This is a genomic window from Butyrivibrio sp., from assembly GCF_017940685.1.
Classification (GTDB): domain Bacteria; phylum Bacillota; class Clostridia; order Lachnospirales; family Lachnospiraceae; genus Butyrivibrio.
Map to the genome: position 1 here is coordinate 1 of NZ_JAGAYD010000273.1, position 20,406 is coordinate 20,406.

A 20,406-nucleotide genomic window follows, 5' to 3' on the forward strand; every position below is an offset into this window, starting at 1 on the left:
TGCAAGACTTAATGACCTGAGCGTGGCAGGACTTATCTCTGAGCTTAACAGCTTAAAGGGTAAGGCTGCTGAAAATGCTAATAAAGCCAATGAGAATCTTGAAAAACTACAAAAACAGTATGCAGATGCAGAGCAGGATCTCACAAAGGCTATTGAGAGATTAACGCCGCCAGCTAGAGGAGAAAGCAGTTCTGGATCAGATAGTTCAGGAAGCGGTGCTGATACTGGTACGGTGACTGATGGCACTGTTGCTGATGGCGCAGGAGCTGTAAGACCTGCAGGCACCCTCGCTGCCGAGGCTGTTGCTGCCATAGAAGAAGCGGTAAATGAGACTACACATGCTACAACTGCAGAGGCAGCAGGCACATCTTCATATGCTTCTTATGACGTTAACGCAGTTCAGGGCGGTACTGGTGCAGACGCAGGAGTAGGAGCCACTGCTTCTGAGGATGTCACTACGATAGGTGATGGAGCCGTAGCTCTTTCTGATGCCCCAGCTGGCGCAGGAGAGGCTATAAGTGATGAAATCCCTGAAGATACAGAATTTGCTACAGGCGAGACTACAGTAGCAATTGCAGAGGAAGAGACAGCTCTTTCCATGGCAGCTGAGAGTAATACAGTTCCTGAAAAGAAGAGCTTCTGGTGGATCCTTCTCATAGCTATATTGGGTGTTACCGGTGAGAAGATGTACAAAGAGCATATGGAAAAGAAGAAAGAAAAAGAACTGACAGATACAAAGTAAAAACATCTAAATGTATTTAAGTAGATGACAACAGCTATTAGTGGGTACACTAAGACTGTTGTCATCAGCTTTATAGACTCTGGAAAACTGACTGGAGGAAATGTAATGTCCAATGGTCATCGGATAAGAAGCTTTTGATGGACCTGGGGGATGGGGTTAGTGGACCACTTTACAGATTAGAACGGAGAAGAGCAGTAATGATAAGTATTCTTTTCGTTTGCCACGGCAGGATTTGAAGATGAATGTATTGGTAAGCAAGAATCATTATAATATGGTATTGAACATGGTTATTTATACCTTGTTTATACCGAAGGCAAAACTACAAATCTGAAGACTATCTTGGATAAAACACGATGTGAAAAGCTGATTCTTGTTATATTGATCCTAAAGCTGTTAGCTTGACATTTAGACTTGAAATGTTATCATATAGTTACAGGTGAGTCCTACCTTAAGTGGAAACTATAACAGATAGTCCTCGCTGATAGCGTGGCTATAAAAAAGCTGTGTGTGTCAAAGCACGCGGCTTTTTTCTTGGAGATAAAATGGAACAATTAAAGCTTTATAATATAGATATGAAATACGTGAGGGATTTACATAATGCAGATGATCGTGTGGAATCTGTTTCTCCTCAGATTGGGAAAGAAAATAGGGTATTCATTGGAATAGTAGTTACACATAATGATAGAAAATATTGCATTCCTTTATCACATCCGAAAGAAAAACATAAAAACATGGCTAATAATGCTGAGTTACATAAAATAGAGGTTGAAGGAAAACTTATAGGTGTACTTAATTTCAATCTTATGATTCCAGTAACGGATGCGCAGTTAATACCTGTTGACTTAAAAATTCACGAAAATGATGCACAAGCCAAGAAAGCGTGGAAAAGACTTTGCATCAAAGAACTAAGTTGGTGCAGGAAAGAGGCAAACGAAAAAACTGTACGAGACAAAGCAAAAAACTTGTATTTCCTTTGTACCAAAGATAATAGTGAAAACGTATTTAAAGGGAAAAAGAGATGTCTAGATTTTAGAAAACTTGAAAAAGTCTGTGACAGATATAATAAAAAGCTTGAGGAAAAGCCAAAAAAGAAATAGGACTTCTGAGGGAGTCCTCTTTGTCTACAGTCTGACGCACACCGCTTTAGAGCGGTGTGCGTTTTTAGGTATCCATTTATTATTTAAGAGGTAAACCATTCGTATCTCTGAAGCTTCCGCCGGCGATTCTGATAATGTCTACAATCCAGCCTATTCCAAAAAGTCCCATAGTGAGAAGATATAGTACACCCATGCCTGCTTTTCCAACATAGAAATAGTGGCCGCCAAGATAACCAAGAAAAATACAAAGTATCATAGCTACAGTCTTGTTTTTTGATGATGTTGTAGGAATATATAGGTCATTTGCTGTAACCCATGTGTTGCCACAGCTCTTGCATACGCCAACAGTTTTGTGATAGCCTCGCGCACCTGTTGATTCGCGATTAAATGATATTTTACTGCTTCCGCAGTTCGGACAACACACACTGGCAGCTCCTGAATTGGATCCGGTGTTTTGATTGTTTTGTACAGTCCCATAATAATTGTTTATTATATTCACTGGCTGCTTAGGCATTTCTGTGCCACAGAAACTGCAAAAGGAACCGTTTACTTCAGCGCCACAATTTGGACATTTCATTGATGTAACCTCCCTGATACTTAATATAGTTAATTATAACACGTCTAATCATCAATAATATATACAAATATTGCTTGTTTTAGGGCTTTGTACGTACAATTACTCAAGCATATGATATACTTTTATATGTATAGAAATTGTGTAAGGAATGGAAGGATATGAGAAAAAGACTATTCCAAATAATAGAAGTTGGGGAAGAAAACGATAAGCTAAGTAGGGCTTATGATTTCTTCATGATGGCAACAATTATTATTAGTATTATTCCGCTTTGGTCCCATGAAGACGCACTAATATTCAACATCATTGACAAGATTACAGTGGTTATTTTTATTATTGACTACATTATGAGATTGTTAACTGCTGACCTGAAACTGGGAAGAGGAGCAATTTCTTTCTTACTTTATCCTTTTTCTTTAATGGCTTTGATAGATCTGTTGTCAATTCTACCATCTTTGACGGCTTTAAAGAGGGGATTTAGGCTGTTTAAGATTTTCAGATTAATGAGAACATTCAAGGTGTTCAGAATATTTAAGGCGTTCAGGTACTCAAAGAACATTACTATGATAGCAAACGTGTTTAGAAAGCAGAAAGATAGCCTGGTTGTTGTTTGTGGATTTGCTGTGGCGTATGTGCTGATATCGGCACTAGTTATATTTAATGCGGAGCCTGAAACCTTCCCTACGATGTATGATGCCATATACTGGGCAACAATATCATTAACTACAGTTGGCTATGGTGATGTGTATGCTACTAGCGCAGTGGGTAAGTTTATTACCATGATCTCTGCAGTTCTTGGAATTGCTATTGTAGCTTTACCAGCAGGGATAATAATAGCTGGGTATCAGGACGAACTAGAAGAAATCAAGAGGAAAAGAGAAGATTAAGATATGAGCGATTTAATAAAAATAGTAGTTTTACCTATGACAGTTGTCATTTTTATTATTGTTCTGATCTATGTAATCAAGGCAATCATAAGAAATCTAAGATTTAATCCGGAAGAAGTATCACTTAAAAATGGGTGGGTGAGATCCTGTTTTTATGATGAAGCACATTACCTTGTACAAAGAAAATTTAATATGCATGGAAAGCCAGTATATACCCAAAAAGGTGAATATAGGGCTAATTATATGAATGAAGTAAATAAAACAGCTAAAAGCATTTTGCATGAGTGCTGCGAAGGTAGTAGACTTAGCAGAGATTTTTGTGACTTTATATTGGAAGTATATCCGGATATTAAAAGAAAAGAATTACAGAGTGCGATTGCTGATTTTAGAAAAGATCGTTTCCGAGCTATGCAGGAAAACATGGATGATTTCTTGAATAGGTCAGAAACAATCACTCCAGAGGAGTTTTTTGAAATTAAGCAACAACAGAAAGGCGATGTTGTTGGAGTTTATATTATTCATAATGAAACTAATGATCAGTACTATGTTGGACAGGCTAAAAAGCTCTTTTTTAGGATTAATCAGCACTTTACAGGCCATGGAAACGGTGATGTATATGCCGATTACAAATATGGCGATGATTTTTCAATAAAAATAATCAGGCTTTCTGAGAGCGGATATGATGATATTGATCAACTCGAAAAAGATATGATAGAGAGATATCATGCATTTAGCGCTGGTTACAATAGAACATCAGGTAACAAGTAATATAACCCCAAATGTGACTTGAGCAGATTTTTTAGGGAGAAAGAGGATGAAAGTAGGACTAAGGACTCCATCTATTAAGAAATCTTTTAAAGCTAGGACGACCGGAAAATATAAACGTAAACTCAAAAGATTAGTTAATCCATTTTATGGCAAGAAGGGTATGGGATGGATAAAGAATCCTTCTAGAGCGCTCAAAAATAAGATATACCATAAGACAACTTTTTCAGCTAAACAAGCCGGATCATTATTATATTTCCTATTAGTAGCACCAATAAAATGGATGTTCATTATTATGTGGGTTGCTGTTAAATGGACTGCTATAGTAATGTTTTACATGATGAAATATATGCTATTAGGAATGGCATGGGTTTTTGTAGCTCTCTACAATGGAATTGTAAGCCTGGTGGAAATAATTATAAATGCTGGGCGAGAAGAGCCTCCGGTGAATGAAATTGAAGACAAAAATGAGCCTTTATGTATTGAGAATACGAAGGAGAGAATTAGTTCTAATTTTGAGAACATTACTCAGAACTGAGCTATAGAAGGTAGATAAAATATGAAATCAAGTGAAAAACGAGTATGGGGTATGCATACAAAGAATGATTATTTATTTCTGCATGAAAATGTTATTGCCATCGGATGGTATGAGATGGGAGATATGTCACTACTACCTCCTGACAGGGAAGCATTTCGAGAGAAAATGGCAGCAGCACTCCCTGAAAAGTCAAAAGCCTCCATTGCTACTATGAATGGTCAAGTATATAGGTTTGTCCATGAGGTCCAGGTAGGCGATTATATTGTTTTCCCTTCTAGCTCAGATAGAATGATTAACATTGGTGTTGTTGATGGACCATATTATTGTTTGACGGAGCTTCTTACAGGACCAGAGCAGTATCCTAATCGTCATAAGGTAAAGTGGCTTAAGCACATCCCAAGGACATACTTCTCACAAGGGGCCTTATATGAAGCGGGGGCTGCAATGTCTGTATTTTTGATAAAGAATTATGCAGATGAGTTTTTGTCTGCGTTAGACAAAGCTTTTGTAGGTACAAGTGAAGATGTTGAAAGTTCAGAAGATGAGACAGTGGCTGCAACTGCAGAGGATATTCAGGAGAACACCAAGGATTTTATTTTGAAAGAGTTAAGTCATCAGCTTAAGGGATACGATCTGGAAGAATTCGTGGCTGATCTTCTTAGGGCAATGGGATATAGGACTACTGTTTCACCTCACGGTGGTGATAGTGGTATTGATATTACTGCATATAAAGATGAGCTTCCTCCAAGAATCCTTGTGCAGGTAAAGAGCGGAGATGGTGATGTTAAGGAAACAACCATACAGTCTCTTAAAGGAGCTATGCGAGAGGGAGATTATGGTTTATTTGTGACCCTTGCCAACTATACTAAGAATGCTCAGAAGTACTTGGATAATACTCCTATTATTAGAGGCATAAATGGTTCAGAGTTGGTAAGCTTGATTTTGGATTACTATGATAATTTGAATGAGAAGTACCAGAAAATGATTCCACTTAAGAAGGTTTACATACCGGTAGCAAAGGACATCTAATGCTGTAAGATACAAGTACGTATATACTCATCTGGGATTGGATGATGCAAAAGAAGAAATGATCAGGATGGAAGAGCTTACCAGAGCCAGGATGAAATGAAAAAAGGAAGGCAAAGTTAAGCAGATTAGCCAGAAAATGTTTAGAGTTGTATAAGGAAGTAGCCAAGAACTACTTCCTTTTTTGCGCTATTCATGGACGAACAGAGTATGCTTAATGACGAGTATTGATGCCCATATGGTTGATATTAAAAGTAAAGAGTAAATCAGTAAATTAATAAATCCAATATATTGAATAGTTTGTAGAAATGTGGTGTTAACATCTTTTTTATTAATTGTCACCTTATATTCTTTATCTGAATCATAAAACTCATTATCACTTCCAAAACTCTCAAATCCAACTGAATCTACTTCTTTAAGAACACCTGATCGAGGGTCTATATACCCAATGATATCGTAGGTGCTATCATTTTTGTCTATATTAATCTTTAAATTCCAATAATAAACATCATTAGAATCCACGTTTTGAACCTCAACTAAATTAGTGACGGTAAATCCGTCAGGGGTAGCACTTCCACATAGACGTACAAAACAATAGACAACGGCCAGAAATGATATAAGCGGAAACCATTTTATATAGCTTTCTGTTATTAGTTTGTAATCCTTCCTCATGAAAGAAAAGATTATTCCTATAGAGAATAGACCACCCAAAAAAGCAATAATATATTCCATTGTAATGCTCCTCTCTAAAAATCTGTCCTATTCATATTTTAACAGAAAATCATTATCAAGAACTATGTGATTGTATATGGATGTTGGTCTGTAACGAAGGTTATCACCATATTAAATGGTGAACTCCGAATATCTCAGAATCAAAAACCTGCCATACTACTTTTTGACTACTTTTCATGTCCATGATTTTCCTAGATATTCGTAGTTATTACACAAACTGTGATATTATAGTTCTGTCACCGTGATATGTGAACACAATTTTTATCCCGCAACGGTGCGCATTACAGGGAATATCAAGGAATTTCAAGGAGCTATAATTAATGATAAGAATTTTATTCGTCTGCCACGGCAATATCTGCAGATCCACAATGTCTGAGTTTATCATGAAGGACATTGTAAGTAAGCAGGGGCTTTTGGAGCATTTTCATATAGAGTCAAGTGCGACTCATACTGATGAGATATGGAATGGAGTTGGAAGCCCTGTATATCCTCCAGCAAGGGCAAAGCTTCGTGAGCATGGTATAGGCACAGATGACAATGAGCTTGGAGTATCGCAAAAGCGGGCGAGACTAACGTCCAGGGGCGATTACGAGAAATTTGACTTTATAGTTGGAATGGATAGGGCTAACATGAGGGATCTGGAGAGGCTTTTTGGTGGTGATCCGGAAAAGAAACTTTACAAGATGCTGGATTTTACGGACAGGGATGGAGATGTGGCGGATCCCTGGTATACAGGAAACTTTGACGCTACCTGGAGGGACTGTTCCGATGGCTGCCATGGGCTTTTTAGGCAGATACTTACTGATCCTGAATATGCAAAAGAACTTTCAGATGCGGATACAGAAAATGTCTGGAATGACGATGAAAGAGAATTAGGCCTCATTCATGATGATTTTCCTAAGGGATAATAATTGAGGCTTTTCCGGGGAATAAAAAATAATTGAATAAATATTCAAATTGTGATAAGCTACTGACTATGTTTTTGGAAACTAAAATTTCAAAAACATTGCTAGTAGCTTATTTTATACGTGGTTATGGAAACTACATATTAAAACGTGGTACTTGTATCACGTAGTGAGGAGAGAAAAAATGGCAGTACGTATTGTTACGGATTCAGCAAGTGATATTTCTCAGGAACTGGCAAAGAAATGGGATATAACGGTTATTCCTTTAAATGTCAGATTCGGGGAAGAGGAATTCCTGGACGGAGTTACCCTAAGCGGCCCTGATTTTTACAAGAAGCTGGTAGAGACTGATGAAATTCCAAAGACCAGTCAGATATCTCCTTTTGAATATTCAAAGATATTCAAAGAGGCTGATGAAGCAGGAGATGAGCTTATCTACTTTTGTCTCTCTGCCGGAGTGTCAGGATCATATCAGAGTGCGTGCATTGCAGCTGAGGACTTCTCGGATAATATCCATGTCCTTGATACCAGGCAGTTCTGTATATCTGAGTACATAATTGTACAAAGGGCGGTAGAGATGCGCTCTCAGGGCATGAATGCTGAGCAGATACTTGAAAATATCAAGGAAGAGATGAAAAAAGCTCATGTCATTGCGGTGTTTGATACTCTTGAATATCTTAAGCTTGGAGGAAGACTTCCATCCGCAGCGGCTTTTGTGGGAAACCTCCTAATGATAAAGCCTGTTATAACTATTGAAAACGGAGAGGTTAAGGTTATTGGTAAGGCAAGAGGCTCCAAGAACAGTCACAACATGCTCATGGAGTTCGTAAAGAGCCACGGCGGGATAAACTTTGATAAGCCAATTTGTCTTGCGTATTCTGGCTTTTCAGATGAAATGCTAAAGAAGTATGTAGAGGATTCAAAAGCTCTATACGAAGGACATGAAGATAAGCTCCAGTACGCAGTAGTGGGAGCGACAATTGGAACCTATGCAGGTCCTGGAGCTATAGCTCTGGCATATTTTGAAAAAGACTAATCCAGAATGACATCCAAAATGTCATCAAAATCAATCTTGGTATTTACAATCTGCAGGATTCTGGCAGTCTCATCAAGTCTTGCCACCATTCCAGTAACCTTGAGGTACTCGTCTTTGTGAAAGTAGATTACTGATATGATCATACCTTTTTCTATCATATGCATCTTTTTATCGAGCTCTCTAAGTGAATCTTCGGAGAGCTCGATTTTGGGTACTATTATCTTTTCTTTTGCTGCGATAGCTTCATCCAGACCTACAACAGCCTTGAAGGGTAGAAACTGTGCAGCCCTCTTATCTGGAGGCATCTTTTGTCTAGCCATTGGCCTTGTGACCTCCTATCTGATTGTTGCGCTCCCTGGTGGTGGCGCCTTCCTCAAAACTGATTCCCTTAAGGATCGCATTTTTGCCAAACTTATTCTTGATCTCAAGAACAGCCTTCTGTACCTTCCTGTCTCTTTCGAGATTCTCTGCAGGCATAAAGAAGGAGTACTGCATGTATTCCTCGGGTACGACATTGTTGCATATTACATACATCCTACGGATCTCATAGGCTGGATTAACAATCTGCTGATAAAGCTCAGCTATCTTGGGGATAAGGATGCTGCTGGCATTGGTCTCGGTATCAAGGCTAAAGGTTCCGCTGACCACCGGAAGCATAGCACTCTTGGCATATCCCACATGAAGGGTAAAGGATTTGCTGACAAGTCCCTTGTCCACCATATCAAGGCACATTACGTCCATCATCTCCTTGGCGATGATGAGCCCTTTGTCAAAGCTATAGTCTGACATAAGGACCTGGCCCTGAGTAAGAGAGTGGGTTGTGCTGTGATAGGCCTTGATATCTGCAATGGTGACGCTCTCCCTGCCCCAGGCGTGGTCGATTAAAAGCTCTGCGTTGACACCAATGAGCCTGTATAAAAGATCTTCATCGCCTCTTGCAATATCACCCATGGTGCGCATACCGTAGGTCTCAAGCTTCCTTGCAATGCCGGGGCCCACGCGCCAGAAATCCGTAAGGGGTCTGTGGTTCCACAAGGTCTCAATATAGCTCTTTTCATCAAGCTCGCCTATGAAGTCGGGGGAGTGCTTGGCTGTGATGTCGAGAGCAACCTTGGTGAGATAGAGGTTGGAGCCTATGCCACAGGTTGCGCGGATATGGAGCGTGTTGTAGACGTCATCCATAATCCGCTTTCCAAGTTCTCTGGCAGTCATTTGATAGAGAGATAGGTAGTCTGTCACGTCCATAAAAGCCTCGTCAACAGAGTAAACGTGGATGTCGTCCTTGGATATGTACTTAAGGTAAATTGCATATATATCAGCAGAATAGTTGATATATAGCTGCATCCTGGGGACAGCCATGATGTAATCAATTCCATCCGGGATCTCAAAGACCCTGCATCTGTTCTTGACACCAAGAGCCTTCATTGACGGTGAAACTGCAAGACAAATAGTCTTGTCAGTCCTCTCGGGGTCAGCTACGACAAGATTGGTGGTCATTACATCAAGGCCTCTTTCTGCACACTCAACGGAGGCATAAAAAGACTTGAGATCTATGCATATGTAAGTCCTTTGTTTATCCAGTCCCATAAATATATTATACGAACGCCTGTTCGGTTAGTCAAGATGCGAATAAATCTCTAAAAGTACCTTAAATATGGTAAAATAATAAAAGATTTTTAAATAAAGAAAAACCGGTGTTGGGAGGTGTTTCATGTTAAAAGATAACAAGATCTGGATAGCCAATAACGAAGCAGGGGAGAATATTTTTCTTTTGCCTAAGATGGCCAATCGCCACGGCCTTATTGCTGGAGCTACCGGAACTGGTAAGACAGTGACACTGAAGGTTTTAGCAGAATCTTTTAGTGACATGGGAGTTCCTGTGTTCCTTGCTGACGTAAAGGGCGATCTTTCAGGAATGGTCCTTGAGGGCGAGGATAATGAGAACATGCAAAAGCGCATTCAGAAGTTTGGACTTTCTGAAGCAGGCTTTAAATATCAGAAGTACCCTTCGGTATTCTGGGATGTGTTCGGTAAGAAAGGTATTCCTCTTAGAACTACAGTTTCAGAGATGGGACCACTTCTTTTATCAAGGATCCTTGGACTTAACGACCTGCAGAGAGATATCCTGTCCATAGCATTTAAGATTGCTGACGATGAGGAACTTCTCTTAGTAGATACAAAAGACCTTAAGGCTATGCTCAACTATATCTCCGAGAACAATAAGGAGTTTGCTGCAAGCTACGGTAATATCAGCAAAGTATCGATTTCAGCCATCATGAGAGCTATTGTATCTCTTGAAATAGCGGGAGCAGAGGACTTTTTCTTTGAGCCTGCCCTTGATATCAAGGACTGGTTTACCACAGGTGAGGGCGGAAAGGGAATGATCAACATCCTTGATTCCACCAGTCTTATCAATAACGGAACTCTCTACGGCACATTCCTTTTGTGGATGATGTCTGAGCTGTTTGAGACTCTTCCTGAAGTGGGAGATCTCGACAAGCCCAAGATGGTATTCTTCTTTGACGAAGCCCACCTTTTATTTAAAGACACCCCTAAGCTTCTTATGGATAAGATCGAGCAGGTAGTGAAACTCATAAGGTCAAAGGGTGTTGGTATTTACTTCGTAACCCAGAATCCAAGGGATATCCCTGACGGCGTTCTGGCACAGCTTGGAAACAAGGTACAGCACGCACTCCATGCTTACACACCTTCTGATATGAAGGCAGTAAAGGCTGCTGCTGAGTCCTTTAGAGAAAATCCTGCATTTAACACGGCTGATGTCATACAGGAGCTTGGAACTGGTGAAGCTATCTGCTCATTCCTTGATGAGACCGGAACACCAACCATGTGTGAGAGAGTATTTATCCTGCCACCTCAGTCCTATATGGGTGGAATTGATGATGCCACAAGGGAAAGAGAGATAAAGGGCAGCACTCTTTACACCAAGTACTACGAGCCTTCTGATCCTGATTCAGCCTTTGAATTCCTTGAAAGAAAGGGCGTTGCTGACGCCAAGGCCAAGGCAGAGCTGGAAGCCAAGGAAGCTGAGCGCAAGGCAAAAGAGAAGGAAGAAGCCGCAGCAGCTAAGGCAGCTGAAAAAGAAAAAGCTGCAGCCGACAGAAAGAGAAAGCAGACCGCAAAGACCATTGGTAATTCTGTTGCTGGAACTGTTGGAAGAGAAGTTGGTAAGACTGTTGGCGGAACCTTTGGCAAATTTGGAAAGACCCTTGGAGGAAATCTTGGAGCGAGTCTTGGAAGAGGAATCCTGGCTACATTCTTTAAGTCATAAATAAAAAATTACAACAAAATAAAAGACATTTATCGCCTATATAGTGTGCGTGAAAACACCAGACACTATATAGGCGATTTTTTGTGCAAACCCGCATAAACTTTAGACTTTTTTTATTCAAAACATTGAAAAAACCTATTGTTAAAGTGAAAAAAGTGCTTTATAATGGTTTCAGGTGGTAAAAAGTGTCAAAAAGTGGTAATAAGTGGTAGATAAGTGGGAACAGCATTCAAAGGTGAATACAGTCATTCCATAGACGCAAAGGGAAGGCTCATAATTCCAGCTAAGTTCCGTGAACTTCTCGGCGAGCAATTTGTGGTAACCAAGGGGTTTGACGGATGCCTTTTTGTGTTTGCTGAAGAAGGCTGGGAGCAGTTCGAGGAAAAGCTCCAGGCGCTTCCAATGGATAAGCCAGAAGCCAGAATGCTTGGACGTTTCTTTATCGCAGGTGCCATTGATGCTGAAGTAGACAAGCAGGGCAGAATCCTTTTACCACAAAACCTTCTGCAGCACGCCAAGATTGAGAAGGAAGCAGTTATCGCAGGTGTTGGTAACAGAGCTGAAATCTGGAGCAAGGCTGAGTGGGAGAATGCAAGCACCTTTGATGACATCAATGGAATTGCAGCCAAGATGAGTGAGTACGGTCTTAGCATTTAAGCCTGGAGGCATGAAGATGGAATTTAAACATTATTCAGTGCTCCTTCAGGAGTGCATAGACAATCTGAATATCAAACCGGATGGCATATATCTGGATGGAACCCTTGGGGGCGGCGGTCATTCTTTTCACATAGCTGAAAAGCTCTCAGATAAGGGTCACCTCTACGGGGTGGATCAGGATGCAGATGCCATAGCAGCAGCCAGTAAGAGACTGGAAGAATTTGGAAGCCGCATAACTGTTATCAGAGACAACTACGAAAATGCAGTTACAAGGCTTAAAGAGCTGGGAGTTACAGGAGTTGACGGAATACTGCTTGACCTTGGAGTTTCATCATTCCAGCTGGACAACGCAGACAGAGGCTTTACTTACAAGGAAGATGTTCCTCTGGACATGCGAATGGATCAGAGAATGGAGCTTACAGCCAGGGATATAGTCAATGATTATTCAGAGGCTGAGATCTTTCATATAATAAGAGACTTCGGCGAAGATAAATTTGCCAAGAACATTGCCAAGCACATATGTATTGAGAGGGCCAAGGCTCCAATCGAGACCACAGGTCAGCTCAATGACATAATAAAGGCTGCGATACCAGCCAGGATGAGGGAAAAGGGAGGTCATCCTTCCAAGAGAACTTATCAGGCTATCAGGATCGCGCTGAACAGGGAACTGGATGTGCTTCAAAACTCCCTGGATGGATTCATTGATTTTTTAAATCCAGGCGGAAGGCTCTGTGTTATAACTTTCCACTCTTTGGAAGATCGGATCACCAAAAACAACTTTAAGACCAACGAAGATCCTTGCATCTGCCCGCCGGAATTTCCGGTATGTACCTGCGGCAGGAAGTCAAAGGGCAAGGTGATAACAAGAAAGCCAATACTTCCCAGCGAAGAAGAGCTTTCACAAAATAAGAGATCCCAAAGCGCAAAGCTAAGGGTATTTGAAAAAAGCTGATAAGAAAGGAGAATGAACATGGCAAGCGAATACATCCGCGGTACATCTGTTAGAAAACCAAATAGAGCGCCTTCAGGAAGACCTGTCCATGTTCAGGAACCTTCAAGAAAAAGAAGACACCACATGAGCCTTGGATATCTTTTATTCCTCTCATTGGCTATGGCTCTCATGGTTGGAACGCTGGCATGGTACATCTCACTCCAGTCACAGATCACCAGCAGCGTAAAAAATATCGCAACTTTGGAAAGTCAGTTAAATAATTTGAAACAGGACAATGATGAGGCGTATAATAGAGCAAGTGGCAACGTGGATCTGGATGAGATAAAGAGGATCGCGATCCAGGAATACGGCATGACTTATGCAACTGAGGGGCAGATAATCACTTACTCTGATGGCGGCGGCAACGACTATGTAAGGCAGCTGGCACCAATCCCTGAGGTGGCTAAGAACTAGTATTTATATGCCACGCCAAGTGTTTTAGAAGGGTAAGTAATTTGGTTAGATGAAAAAAAGGAAATCTGGGAACAGTCAGAAGTTCACTATAGGAATGAAGAAAAAGCTGGTAGTGCTGTTTGTACTTGCACTACTGGCTTTCGTTGGGTTAGGGGTCAGGCTTATCCTCATAACCAAGAATAACGGCGAGGAGTACGAAAAACAGGTGCTGTCGCAGCAGCAGTACGACTCCACAACTCTGCCATTTCGGCGAGGAGAAATACTGGATGCCAATGGCACGATCCTTGCCTACAGCGAGAAAGTATATAATGTAATCCTTGATGCCAAGCTTCTTCTAAGGAGCGATAAGTATCTTGAGCCAACGATCAGGGCTTTAGTAAAAGAGTTTGGCCTTGATTCAGGTGAGATCAGGCAGTATCTTGCAGAGCATCCTACATCTCAGTACTACATTCTTGCAAAAAAGCTTCCTTATGATGAAATAAAGAATTTTCAGGACATGATAACTCCGGGTATGGAAGGGTATGATGCCAATATCCAGGGCGTGTGGTTTGAGTCAAGCTATATCAGGAAGTACCCAAATGGGTCACTGGCCTGCGATGTCATCGGATTTACTTCTGGCGACAACAACGGAATGTACGGCCTTGAGGAATACTACAACAACACACTGTCAGGAACTATGGGCAGAGAGTATGGATACCTTGACGAGGATTCAAACCTTGAAAGAACAACAATTCCTGCAACAGATGGTGACAATATCATAACTACTATTGATGGCAATCTTCAGAATATAGTAGAGAGGCATCTTCAGGAATTCAACGATACCTATGCCAATAACTTCCGTGAGGGCAACGGCGCCAATAACGTGGGCTGCATCATGATGGATGTCAACACAGGCGAGATACTGGCAATGGCCAGCTATCCAAAGTTTGACTTAAATGACCCGAGAAATAAATCAGCTCTTATCGGAATGCCTGCAGTAGATGAAAAGGGCAATAAGGTCAAGGGTGAATCTGTATTTGACTCTGGTGTATATATCACAGAGGAGATGCTTTCGGACTTTACAGATGAGCAACTTTATCAGAATTATAATGCTCTTTGGAAGAATTTCTGTATTTCCGATACCTATGAGCCAGGATCTGTCGCTAAGCCTTTTACAGTAGCTACAGGAATTGAATCTGGCTCAATAACAGGTAATGAGGTCTACAACTGTAAGGGATTTCTTGAAGTTGGCGGATGGGAGATCAAGTGCCATAACACTTACGGTGATGGCGCTGTTTCAGTCCAGAGAGGAATTGAGATATCCTGTAACGTTGCGATGATGTACATTGCACAGGCTACAGGCGTCAGCACTTTTACCAAGTTCCAGAAAGACTTTGGATTCGGCCTTAAATCCAACATTGACCTAGCGGGAGAGGCCAGAACAGAGGGACTTACCTACAAGGCTTCAGATATGACTTCTACTGACCTTGCAACTAACTCCTTTGGACAGGGCTTTAATATTGACATGATCGAGGGAATTACCGGATTCTGTGCGCTTATTAACGGCGGCTACTACTATGAGCCTCACGTGGTGAAAAGGATTGTCTCCTCAAGTGGAGCAACCATCAAAAATGTAGAGCCAAGAGTCCTTAGACAGGTAATATCCCAGAGTACATCTGATAAGATAGTAGAGTTTTGTAACACCGTTGTATCTGGACCTAATGGTACTGGTAAAACAGCCCGTCCAGCAGGCTACATGATAGGTGGTAAGACTGGAACAGCCCAGACTCTGCCCCGTGGAAACCGTCAGTATGTTGTATCCTTCATGGGATATGCTCCTGCTGATGACCCTGAAATAGCTATTTACGTTGTAGTAGACAGGCCAAACGCCAGATATCAGGACGATGCCAAGTTTGCTACCAGAATTGTAAGAGCAGTGCTGACAGAGGCGCTCCCTTACCTTAATTACCCAATGACAGAGCCTCTTAGCGAAAAAGAACAGGCAGAGCTTGAAGAACTCAGAGAAAAGATGATCACTTCTGCAGTTGCAACCACCGAAGAAGGCGTGGAAACCACTGAGGAGGGTGCTGAAGAAACACCGGAAGAAACTCAGGCAGAAGAGGAAACTACTGAGGAAGAAACGCAGCAGTCTTCAATTTGGGAGACATTTGACGTTGACTCATCAACGGGGTATTATATTGACCCGAATACAGGTGATTATATCGATCCATCTTCAGGACATGCTTTTGGAGGAGATGATCTGCCGGATTTCAGCGGAGAAAACACTGATTCTTCCATATTTGAAAGCGTTGAAAATGGCGGCAACTAATTATTGGAGATTTTTAAAATGAACGACTATTGTATGAGGACTCTGCTTCCTGCACTTTTATCTTTTGTTATTGCGGTGCTTATTGGACCGAAGGTCATTGAGATCCTTAGAAAATTAAAAGCAGGACAGACCGAGAGAGAAGAGGGACTTGAATCTCATCAGAAAAAGACTGGTACACCAACCATGGGCGGAGTCATATTTCTTTTGCCAGTTGTTGTAATTGGAATATTCTATGGGGCATCGCACAAGGAAGTTATTCCTGTTCTGATCCTTACGATTGGTTTTGGGATAATCGGATTTATCGATGACTATATCAAGGTTGTAAGAAAGCAAAACTTAGGCCTTCGTGCATGGCAGAAGATATTGGGACAGCTCGTAGTAACCATTCTCTTTTCAGTTTATGTAGAGACCTTTACTGATATATCTCTTGCCATGAAAGTTCCTTTTACAAGCATTGTTCTTGATTTTGGGATCTTTAATATTCCTATTTTGTTTTTTATAGCACTTGGTACTGCCAACGGAACTAACTTTACAGACGGAGTTGACGGACTTTGTGCTTCAGTTACTGCAGTAGTTGCTGCGTTTTTTGCAGTGGCAGGAATGCACTACGGAGCTACTGGTGCAGAAGTAATGTCCAGCGCCATGGTAGGAGCACTGCTTGGCTATCTGGTTTACAATGTATACCCTGGCAAGGTAATGATGGGAGATACAGGATCCCTTGCTATTGGCGGTTTTGTGACAGGAATAGCTTATGTTATGCAGATGCCAGTTTTTATTGTAATTGTAGGATTTATCTATGCCTTTGAGGTTATTTCTGTGATCCTTCAGGTTTCATACTTTAAGATCACTCACGGAAAGAGAATTTTCAGAATGGCACCTATCCACCATCATTTCGAGAAGGGCGGATGGTCTGAGACAAGGGTGGTAAACGTCTTCACAACAGTGACAATACTGCTTTGTCTCATAGCATATGTAGGACTATAACGCAGAATATTTAGTGCATTAAGATAAGAGGAAGAAAAGGATATGACAGCTGATTTAAAGGGAAAAAGAGTTCTTGTAATTGGTTCAGGTCTTTCTGGAGTGGGTTCTGTTAAGCTCCTTGATCAGATTGGGGCGCTTCCTGTTATGCTGGAAGAAAACACCAAGGTTACTGAGGAAGACATCAGAAAAAAGCTCTATGAAGAGGACAGGGACAAGACTGAGATCATAATTGGCGAGATAACAGATGATACACTCAGGTCAATTTCGCTTGTGGTGCCAAGCCCGGCTGTTCCACTGGATTCACCTACAGTGATGCGTATCAAGGCTCTTAATATTCCTATCTGGAGCGAAATCGAACTTGCCTATAACTTCTCTAAGGGAACCATGGTTGCCATCACTGGAACCAATGGCAAGACCACAACCACCACTTTGGTTGGCGAGATCATGAAGGCTCACTATGAGTCAGTGTATGTTGTAGGCAATATTGGAGTTTCCTTTGCGGAAAATGCACTGGGAATGAGGGATGACACAGTTATTGTTGGAGAGATAAGTTCATTCCAGCTGGAGGCTGTGGACAATTTCCACGCCAAGGTATCAGCAATCCTCAACATTACTCCGGATCATTTAAACAGACATCATACCATGGAGTGCTATGCCTCCATGAAGGAAAATATCACTAACAAACAGACTGCAGAAGACACCTGTGTTCTTAACTACGACAACGAGTACACAAGGAATTTTGGGAAAAGATGTCCCTCAAAGGTTGTATTCTTTTCAACCAAAGAGGAGCTTAAGGACGGCTTTTTCCTTGATGGCGACAACATAGTCATGGCCAACGGCGGATCTAAGACTGTTATTATGAACATCCATGACATGAATCTTGTGGGACTTTGCAATGTGGAAAACGTCATGGCGGCTATAGCAATGAGCCTTGCAATGGGAGTGCCTCTTTCAACAATCCTTGAAGTAATAAGGAATTTCAAGGCAGTTGAACACAGGATTGAGTTTGTAGCCACAAAGAGAGGCGTGGATTATTACAACGATTCCAAGGGAACCAACCCTGATGCTGCTATTCAGGGCATCAAGGCTATGAGCAAGCCCACAATCCTCATTGGCGGCGGATATGATAAAGGCAGTGAGTACGACGAGTGGCTTGAGTGCTTTGGGGATACAGTAAAGCTTCTGGTGCTTATTGGACAGACAAAAGAAAAGATCGCTGAATGCGCTAAAAAACACGGATTTACAAACTATGTCTTTAAGGACACCTTTGAGGAAGCTCTTGAGTTTTGTACTGAGAGTGCGCAGCCTGGAGATGCAGTGCTTCTTTCTCCTGCATGTGCCAGCTGGGATATGTTCCCAAGCTATGAAGTAAGGGGCAAAAAATTCAAAGAATATGTAAATAAGCTGGCCGAATAAGGCTAAAGAATAAAAGATATTTGTTGTGAGGGGAACTTTGTGAGAGCAGGAATCTTAAGACGCGAAAGAGAAGAGTCTTATATTGACTACAGTTTGATATTTATCATTCTGTTCCTTTTGGCGTTTGGCCTTATCATGCTTTATTCTACAAGTTCATATGAGGCAGCTCTTGATTATGGTGATTCTGCCTATTATTTCAAACATCAGTTGTTCCCAACAATCCTGGGCCTTGTTGGCATGATGGTAATGTCTTACATTCCCTACAAGGTGCTGTCAAGACTGGCAATGCCTATCTATCTTGCAGCTGCAGCGCTTCTTATACTGATCATTCCCTTTGGTAAAACAGTAAATGGTGCCAAGAGATGGCTCATCATCATGGGCGTATCCATACAGCCTGCAGAGGTTGCCAAGGTGGCAACCATCATATTCACAGCAACTATCATTATTAAACTTAAAAGAAATCTCATGAGCTACAAGGGATTTGGAGTAGCCCTGCTATTCCCGCTGATCCTTGCAGGAATGGTTTATGGCATCACAAGGAACCTGAGCTCTGCCATAATCATCATGGGAATCACAGTTGTTATGCTGTTTATTTCAACTCCTGGATACAAGAGATATATCATTGCGGCAGTAGCTCTGCTTGGAATAGTGGCACTTCTTGTTATACTGATCGCCAATTCTGACCAGACCAGCGGTATGAACTACCGTTTTGAGCGAGTACTAGCATGGCTTGACCCCAATGCTCACGCTTCAGGAAAAGGATTCCAGACACTTCAGGCTCTTTATGCCATAGGTTCAGGCGGAGTATTTGGAAAGGGCCTTGGAGAGAGCATGCAGAAGATGGGATTTATCCCAGAGGCCCAGAATGATATGATTTTTTCCATTATCTGTGAAGAATTGGGGCTTTTTGGCGCCATAGCAGTTATGCTTATGTTTCTTCTTCTTATCTGGCGTCTTATGATAATTGCAAACAACGCTCCTGATATGTTTGGAGCTTTACTGGTAATTGGAGTTATGGGACACATTGCAATTCAGGTTATTCTGAATATTGCCGTTGTAACCAACACCATACCCAATACAGGAATTACACTTCCCTTTATCAGCTATGGCGGTTCTGCCGTTATCATTCAGCTGGCTGAAGTTGGAATAGCCCTGAATGTGGCAAGAAATATAGGCAGAGAATAAAGTATATGGCAAAGAGGAAAAAGAGATACAAAAAAAGGGGAGAAAATCCTCTGATAATAGTTGGCAGGACCATTGCTGATCATAAGAGCATATACATAATACTTGGAGTACTTTTGGCCTTTCTTATCATTGGGGCAGTGGCTATCAAGTATATTGCAGATAATTACACCATCACCAATATATATGTTACGGGAAACACTCATTATACAAATGACGAGATCATAGACATGGTCATAACGGACGGCCTTAGCCATAACTCAATGTACCTGTCCATGAAATACAGGGACAAGAGCATAGAGGGAGTGCCTTTCATCGAAAAGATGGACGTGGATATAGTATCTCCGGATACTGTCAGGATCAATGTCTACGAGAAGGCTGTGGCTGGATATATAGCATATCTTGGCAGATACATGTACTTTGACAGAGATGGAATTGTGGTTGAGAGCTCTCTTGAGGCTTCTGATACAGTGCCTCAGGTTATGGGTCTTTCCTTTAACTACTGCATAATGCACGAGAAACTCCCAATAGAGAATCAGGATGTTTTTGAAGAAATACTTGATATAACCCAGCTTCTTGCCAAGTATCAGCTTGGGGCAGACAGAATCTTTTTTGACAGCGAGTACAATGTGTACCTGTATTTCGACGAAATTGAGGTAAGTCTTGGCACAGAAGAGTTTATCGACGAGAAAATTATCCAACTTCAATATATCCTTCCAGAACTTAGTGGAAAAAAAGGAATTTTGGAGATGAAAGATTTTGACGACGATACAAAAAACATCACTTTTGAAGAGAAAAATCAGTAAATTGTCAAGCGAATTGTAAACATTTTATTAAAAAATATTGGTTGAAAATCGAAACAA

General features: G+C 41.3%; 21 protein-coding genes. 17 read left to right on the forward strand and 4 right to left on the reverse strand.

The annotated features are described in order from the left end of the window. A partial coding sequence (locus J6I68_RS16485; RefSeq protein WP_292221900.1) for a hypothetical protein occupies positions 1-742 on the forward strand: 742 nt, incomplete at its 5' end. 542 nt (positions 743-1,284) lie between these two features. Continuing rightward, complete coding sequence (locus J6I68_RS16490; protein WP_292221902.1) at positions 1,285-1,839, forward strand: type III toxin-antitoxin system ToxN/AbiQ family toxin; 555 nt, start codon at positions 1,285-1,287, stop codon at positions 1,837-1,839. A 79-nt stretch (positions 1,840-1,918) separates the two neighbouring features. Here the strand turns inward: J6I68_RS16490 and J6I68_RS16495 are convergent, their stop codons facing one another. Further along, positions 1,919-2,416: an NINE protein gene (locus tag J6I68_RS16495; RefSeq protein ID WP_292221904.1), complete on the reverse strand. Its 498-nt coding sequence runs from the start codon at positions 2,414-2,416 to the stop codon at positions 1,919-1,921. A gap of 158 nt (positions 2,417-2,574) precedes the next feature. Between J6I68_RS16495 and J6I68_RS16500 the strand changes: the two genes are divergently transcribed. The 4 genes from J6I68_RS16500 to J6I68_RS16515 are packed head-to-tail and all read left to right on the forward strand — an operon-like array spanning position 2,575 to position 5,632. Further along, on the forward strand, positions 2,575-3,300 hold the full coding sequence (locus J6I68_RS16500) for an ion transporter (RefSeq protein WP_292221906.1): 726 nt from the start codon (positions 2,575-2,577) through the stop codon (positions 3,298-3,300). Between the two features lie 3 nt (positions 3,301-3,303). Continuing rightward, entirely contained in the window at positions 3,304-4,068 is a 765-nt protein-coding gene (locus J6I68_RS16505; protein WP_292221908.1) for a GIY-YIG nuclease family protein, read from the forward strand. A gap of 46 nt (positions 4,069-4,114) precedes the next feature. Then, the gene (locus J6I68_RS17320; protein ID WP_330622562.1) at positions 4,115-4,603 is read left to right on the forward strand and encodes a hypothetical protein; all 489 of its coding nucleotides are present in this window, start codon (positions 4,115-4,117) and stop codon (positions 4,601-4,603) included. A gap of 21 nt (positions 4,604-4,624) precedes the next feature. Then, complete coding sequence (locus J6I68_RS16515; protein ID WP_292221910.1) at positions 4,625-5,632, forward strand: restriction endonuclease; 1,008 nt, start codon at positions 4,625-4,627, stop codon at positions 5,630-5,632. Between the two features lie 186 nt (positions 5,633-5,818). On the opposite strand, the gene J6I68_RS16520 is transcribed toward J6I68_RS16515, so the two are convergent. Beyond that, entirely contained in the window at positions 5,819-6,361 is a 543-nt protein-coding gene (locus J6I68_RS16520) for a hypothetical protein (protein WP_292221912.1), read from the reverse strand. A 320-nt stretch (positions 6,362-6,681) separates the two neighbouring features. Between J6I68_RS16520 and J6I68_RS16525 the strand changes: the two genes are divergently transcribed. Both J6I68_RS16525 and J6I68_RS16530 read left to right on the forward strand, forming a co-directional pair. Beyond that, on the forward strand, positions 6,682-7,269 hold the full coding sequence (locus tag J6I68_RS16525) for a low molecular weight protein-tyrosine-phosphatase (RefSeq protein ID WP_330622564.1): 588 nt from the start codon (positions 6,682-6,684) through the stop codon (positions 7,267-7,269). A 181-nt stretch (positions 7,270-7,450) separates the two neighbouring features. Continuing rightward, positions 7,451-8,302 (forward strand): DegV family protein, encoded by an 852-nt coding sequence (locus tag J6I68_RS16530; RefSeq protein ID WP_292221913.1) that lies wholly within the window; start codon positions 7,451-7,453, stop codon positions 8,300-8,302. Here J6I68_RS16530 and J6I68_RS16535 read toward each other — a convergent pair. Beyond that, complete coding sequence (locus tag J6I68_RS16535) at positions 8,299-8,622, reverse strand: YolD-like family protein (protein ID WP_292221914.1); 324 nt, start codon at positions 8,620-8,622, stop codon at positions 8,299-8,301. The genes J6I68_RS16530 and J6I68_RS16535 overlap by 4 nt on opposite strands. Beyond that, positions 8,615-9,889: a Y-family DNA polymerase gene (locus J6I68_RS16540; RefSeq protein ID WP_292221916.1), complete on the reverse strand. Its 1,275-nt coding sequence runs from the start codon at positions 9,887-9,889 to the stop codon at positions 8,615-8,617. Before J6I68_RS16540 ends, J6I68_RS16535 begins: the two co-directional genes overlap by 8 nt. 124 nt (positions 9,890-10,013) lie before the next feature. Here J6I68_RS16540 and J6I68_RS16545 point away from each other — a divergent pair, with 124 nt between their 5' ends. The 9 genes from J6I68_RS16545 (at position 10,014) to J6I68_RS16585 (ending at position 20,349) form a co-directional block, all read left to right on the forward strand. Then, positions 10,014-11,591 (forward strand): helicase HerA-like domain-containing protein, encoded by a 1,578-nt coding sequence (locus tag J6I68_RS16545; RefSeq protein WP_292221918.1) that lies wholly within the window; start codon positions 10,014-10,016, stop codon positions 11,589-11,591. Positions 11,592-11,807: 216 nt separating this feature from the next. Then, a complete protein-coding gene (gene mraZ / locus J6I68_RS16550) occupies positions 11,808-12,248 on the forward strand; it encodes a division/cell wall cluster transcriptional repressor MraZ (RefSeq protein WP_292221919.1) in 441 nt (146 codons plus the stop codon). A gap of 16 nt (positions 12,249-12,264) precedes the next feature. Continuing rightward, positions 12,265-13,200, forward strand: a complete 936-nt coding sequence (rsmH, locus tag J6I68_RS16555) for a 16S rRNA (cytosine(1402)-N(4))-methyltransferase RsmH (protein ID WP_292221920.1) — start codon at positions 12,265-12,267, stop codon at positions 13,198-13,200. Positions 13,201-13,218: 18 nt separating this feature from the next. Then, positions 13,219-13,653 carry a cell division protein FtsL gene (locus tag J6I68_RS16560; RefSeq protein ID WP_292221922.1) on the forward strand — a complete coding sequence of 145 codons (435 nt, stop codon included), beginning with the start codon at positions 13,219-13,221 and terminating at the stop codon, positions 13,651-13,653. Between the two features lie 49 nt (positions 13,654-13,702). Further along, entirely contained in the window at positions 13,703-15,961 is a 2,259-nt protein-coding gene (locus tag J6I68_RS16565) for a penicillin-binding transpeptidase domain-containing protein (RefSeq protein ID WP_292221924.1), read from the forward strand. 18 nt (positions 15,962-15,979) lie between these two features. Beyond that, a complete protein-coding gene (gene mraY, locus J6I68_RS16570) occupies positions 15,980-16,945 on the forward strand; it encodes a phospho-N-acetylmuramoyl-pentapeptide-transferase (RefSeq protein ID WP_292221925.1) in 966 nt (321 codons plus the stop codon). 42 nt (positions 16,946-16,987) lie between these two features. Continuing rightward, positions 16,988-18,361, forward strand: a complete 1,374-nt coding sequence (murD, locus tag J6I68_RS16575; RefSeq protein WP_292221927.1) for a UDP-N-acetylmuramoyl-L-alanine--D-glutamate ligase — start codon at positions 16,988-16,990, stop codon at positions 18,359-18,361. Between the two features lie 39 nt (positions 18,362-18,400). Next, a complete protein-coding gene (locus J6I68_RS16580; protein WP_292221928.1) occupies positions 18,401-19,546 on the forward strand; it encodes an FtsW/RodA/SpoVE family cell cycle protein in 1,146 nt (381 codons plus the stop codon). A gap of 5 nt (positions 19,547-19,551) precedes the next feature. After that, positions 19,552-20,349: a cell division protein FtsQ/DivIB gene (locus J6I68_RS16585; protein WP_292221929.1), complete on the forward strand. Its 798-nt coding sequence runs from the start codon at positions 19,552-19,554 to the stop codon at positions 20,347-20,349. Positions 20,350-20,406 lie beyond the last annotated feature (57 nt).

Coding starts and splice junctions, on each gene's coding strand:
- J6I68_RS16490 (WP_292221902.1), top strand. CDS start 1,285: ATGGAACAATTAAAGCTTTATAATATAGATATGAAATACGTGAGGGAT.
- J6I68_RS16495 (WP_292221904.1), bottom strand. CDS start 2,416: ATGAAATGTCCAAATTGTGGCGCTGAAGTAAACGGTTCCTTTTGCAGT.
- J6I68_RS16500 (WP_292221906.1), top strand. CDS start 2,575: ATGAGAAAAAGACTATTCCAAATAATAGAAGTTGGGGAAGAAAACGAT.
- J6I68_RS16505 (WP_292221908.1), top strand. CDS start 3,304: ATGAGCGATTTAATAAAAATAGTAGTTTTACCTATGACAGTTGTCATT.
- J6I68_RS17320 (WP_330622562.1), top strand. CDS start 4,115: ATGAAAGTAGGACTAAGGACTCCATCTATTAAGAAATCTTTTAAAGCT.
- J6I68_RS16515 (WP_292221910.1), top strand. CDS start 4,625: ATGAAATCAAGTGAAAAACGAGTATGGGGTATGCATACAAAGAATGAT.
- J6I68_RS16520 (WP_292221912.1), bottom strand. CDS start 6,361: ATGGAATATATTATTGCTTTTTTGGGTGGTCTATTCTCTATAGGAATA.
- J6I68_RS16525 (WP_330622564.1), top strand. CDS start 6,682: ATGATAAGAATTTTATTCGTCTGCCACGGCAATATCTGCAGATCCACA.
- J6I68_RS16530 (WP_292221913.1), top strand. CDS start 7,451: ATGGCAGTACGTATTGTTACGGATTCAGCAAGTGATATTTCTCAGGAA.
- J6I68_RS16535 (WP_292221914.1), bottom strand. CDS start 8,622: ATGGCTAGACAAAAGATGCCTCCAGATAAGAGGGCTGCACAGTTTCTA.
- J6I68_RS16540 (WP_292221916.1), bottom strand. CDS start 9,889: ATGGGACTGGATAAACAAAGGACTTACATATGCATAGATCTCAAGTCT.
- J6I68_RS16545 (WP_292221918.1), top strand. CDS start 10,014: ATGTTAAAAGATAACAAGATCTGGATAGCCAATAACGAAGCAGGGGAG.
- rsmH (WP_292221920.1), top strand. CDS start 12,265: ATGGAATTTAAACATTATTCAGTGCTCCTTCAGGAGTGCATAGACAAT.
- J6I68_RS16560 (WP_292221922.1), top strand. CDS start 13,219: ATGGCAAGCGAATACATCCGCGGTACATCTGTTAGAAAACCAAATAGA.
- J6I68_RS16565 (WP_292221924.1), top strand. CDS start 13,703: ATGAAAAAAAGGAAATCTGGGAACAGTCAGAAGTTCACTATAGGAATG.
- mraY (WP_292221925.1), top strand. CDS start 15,980: ATGAACGACTATTGTATGAGGACTCTGCTTCCTGCACTTTTATCTTTT.
- murD (WP_292221927.1), top strand. CDS start 16,988: ATGACAGCTGATTTAAAGGGAAAAAGAGTTCTTGTAATTGGTTCAGGT.
- J6I68_RS16585 (WP_292221929.1), top strand. CDS start 19,552: ATGGCAAAGAGGAAAAAGAGATACAAAAAAAGGGGAGAAAATCCTCTG.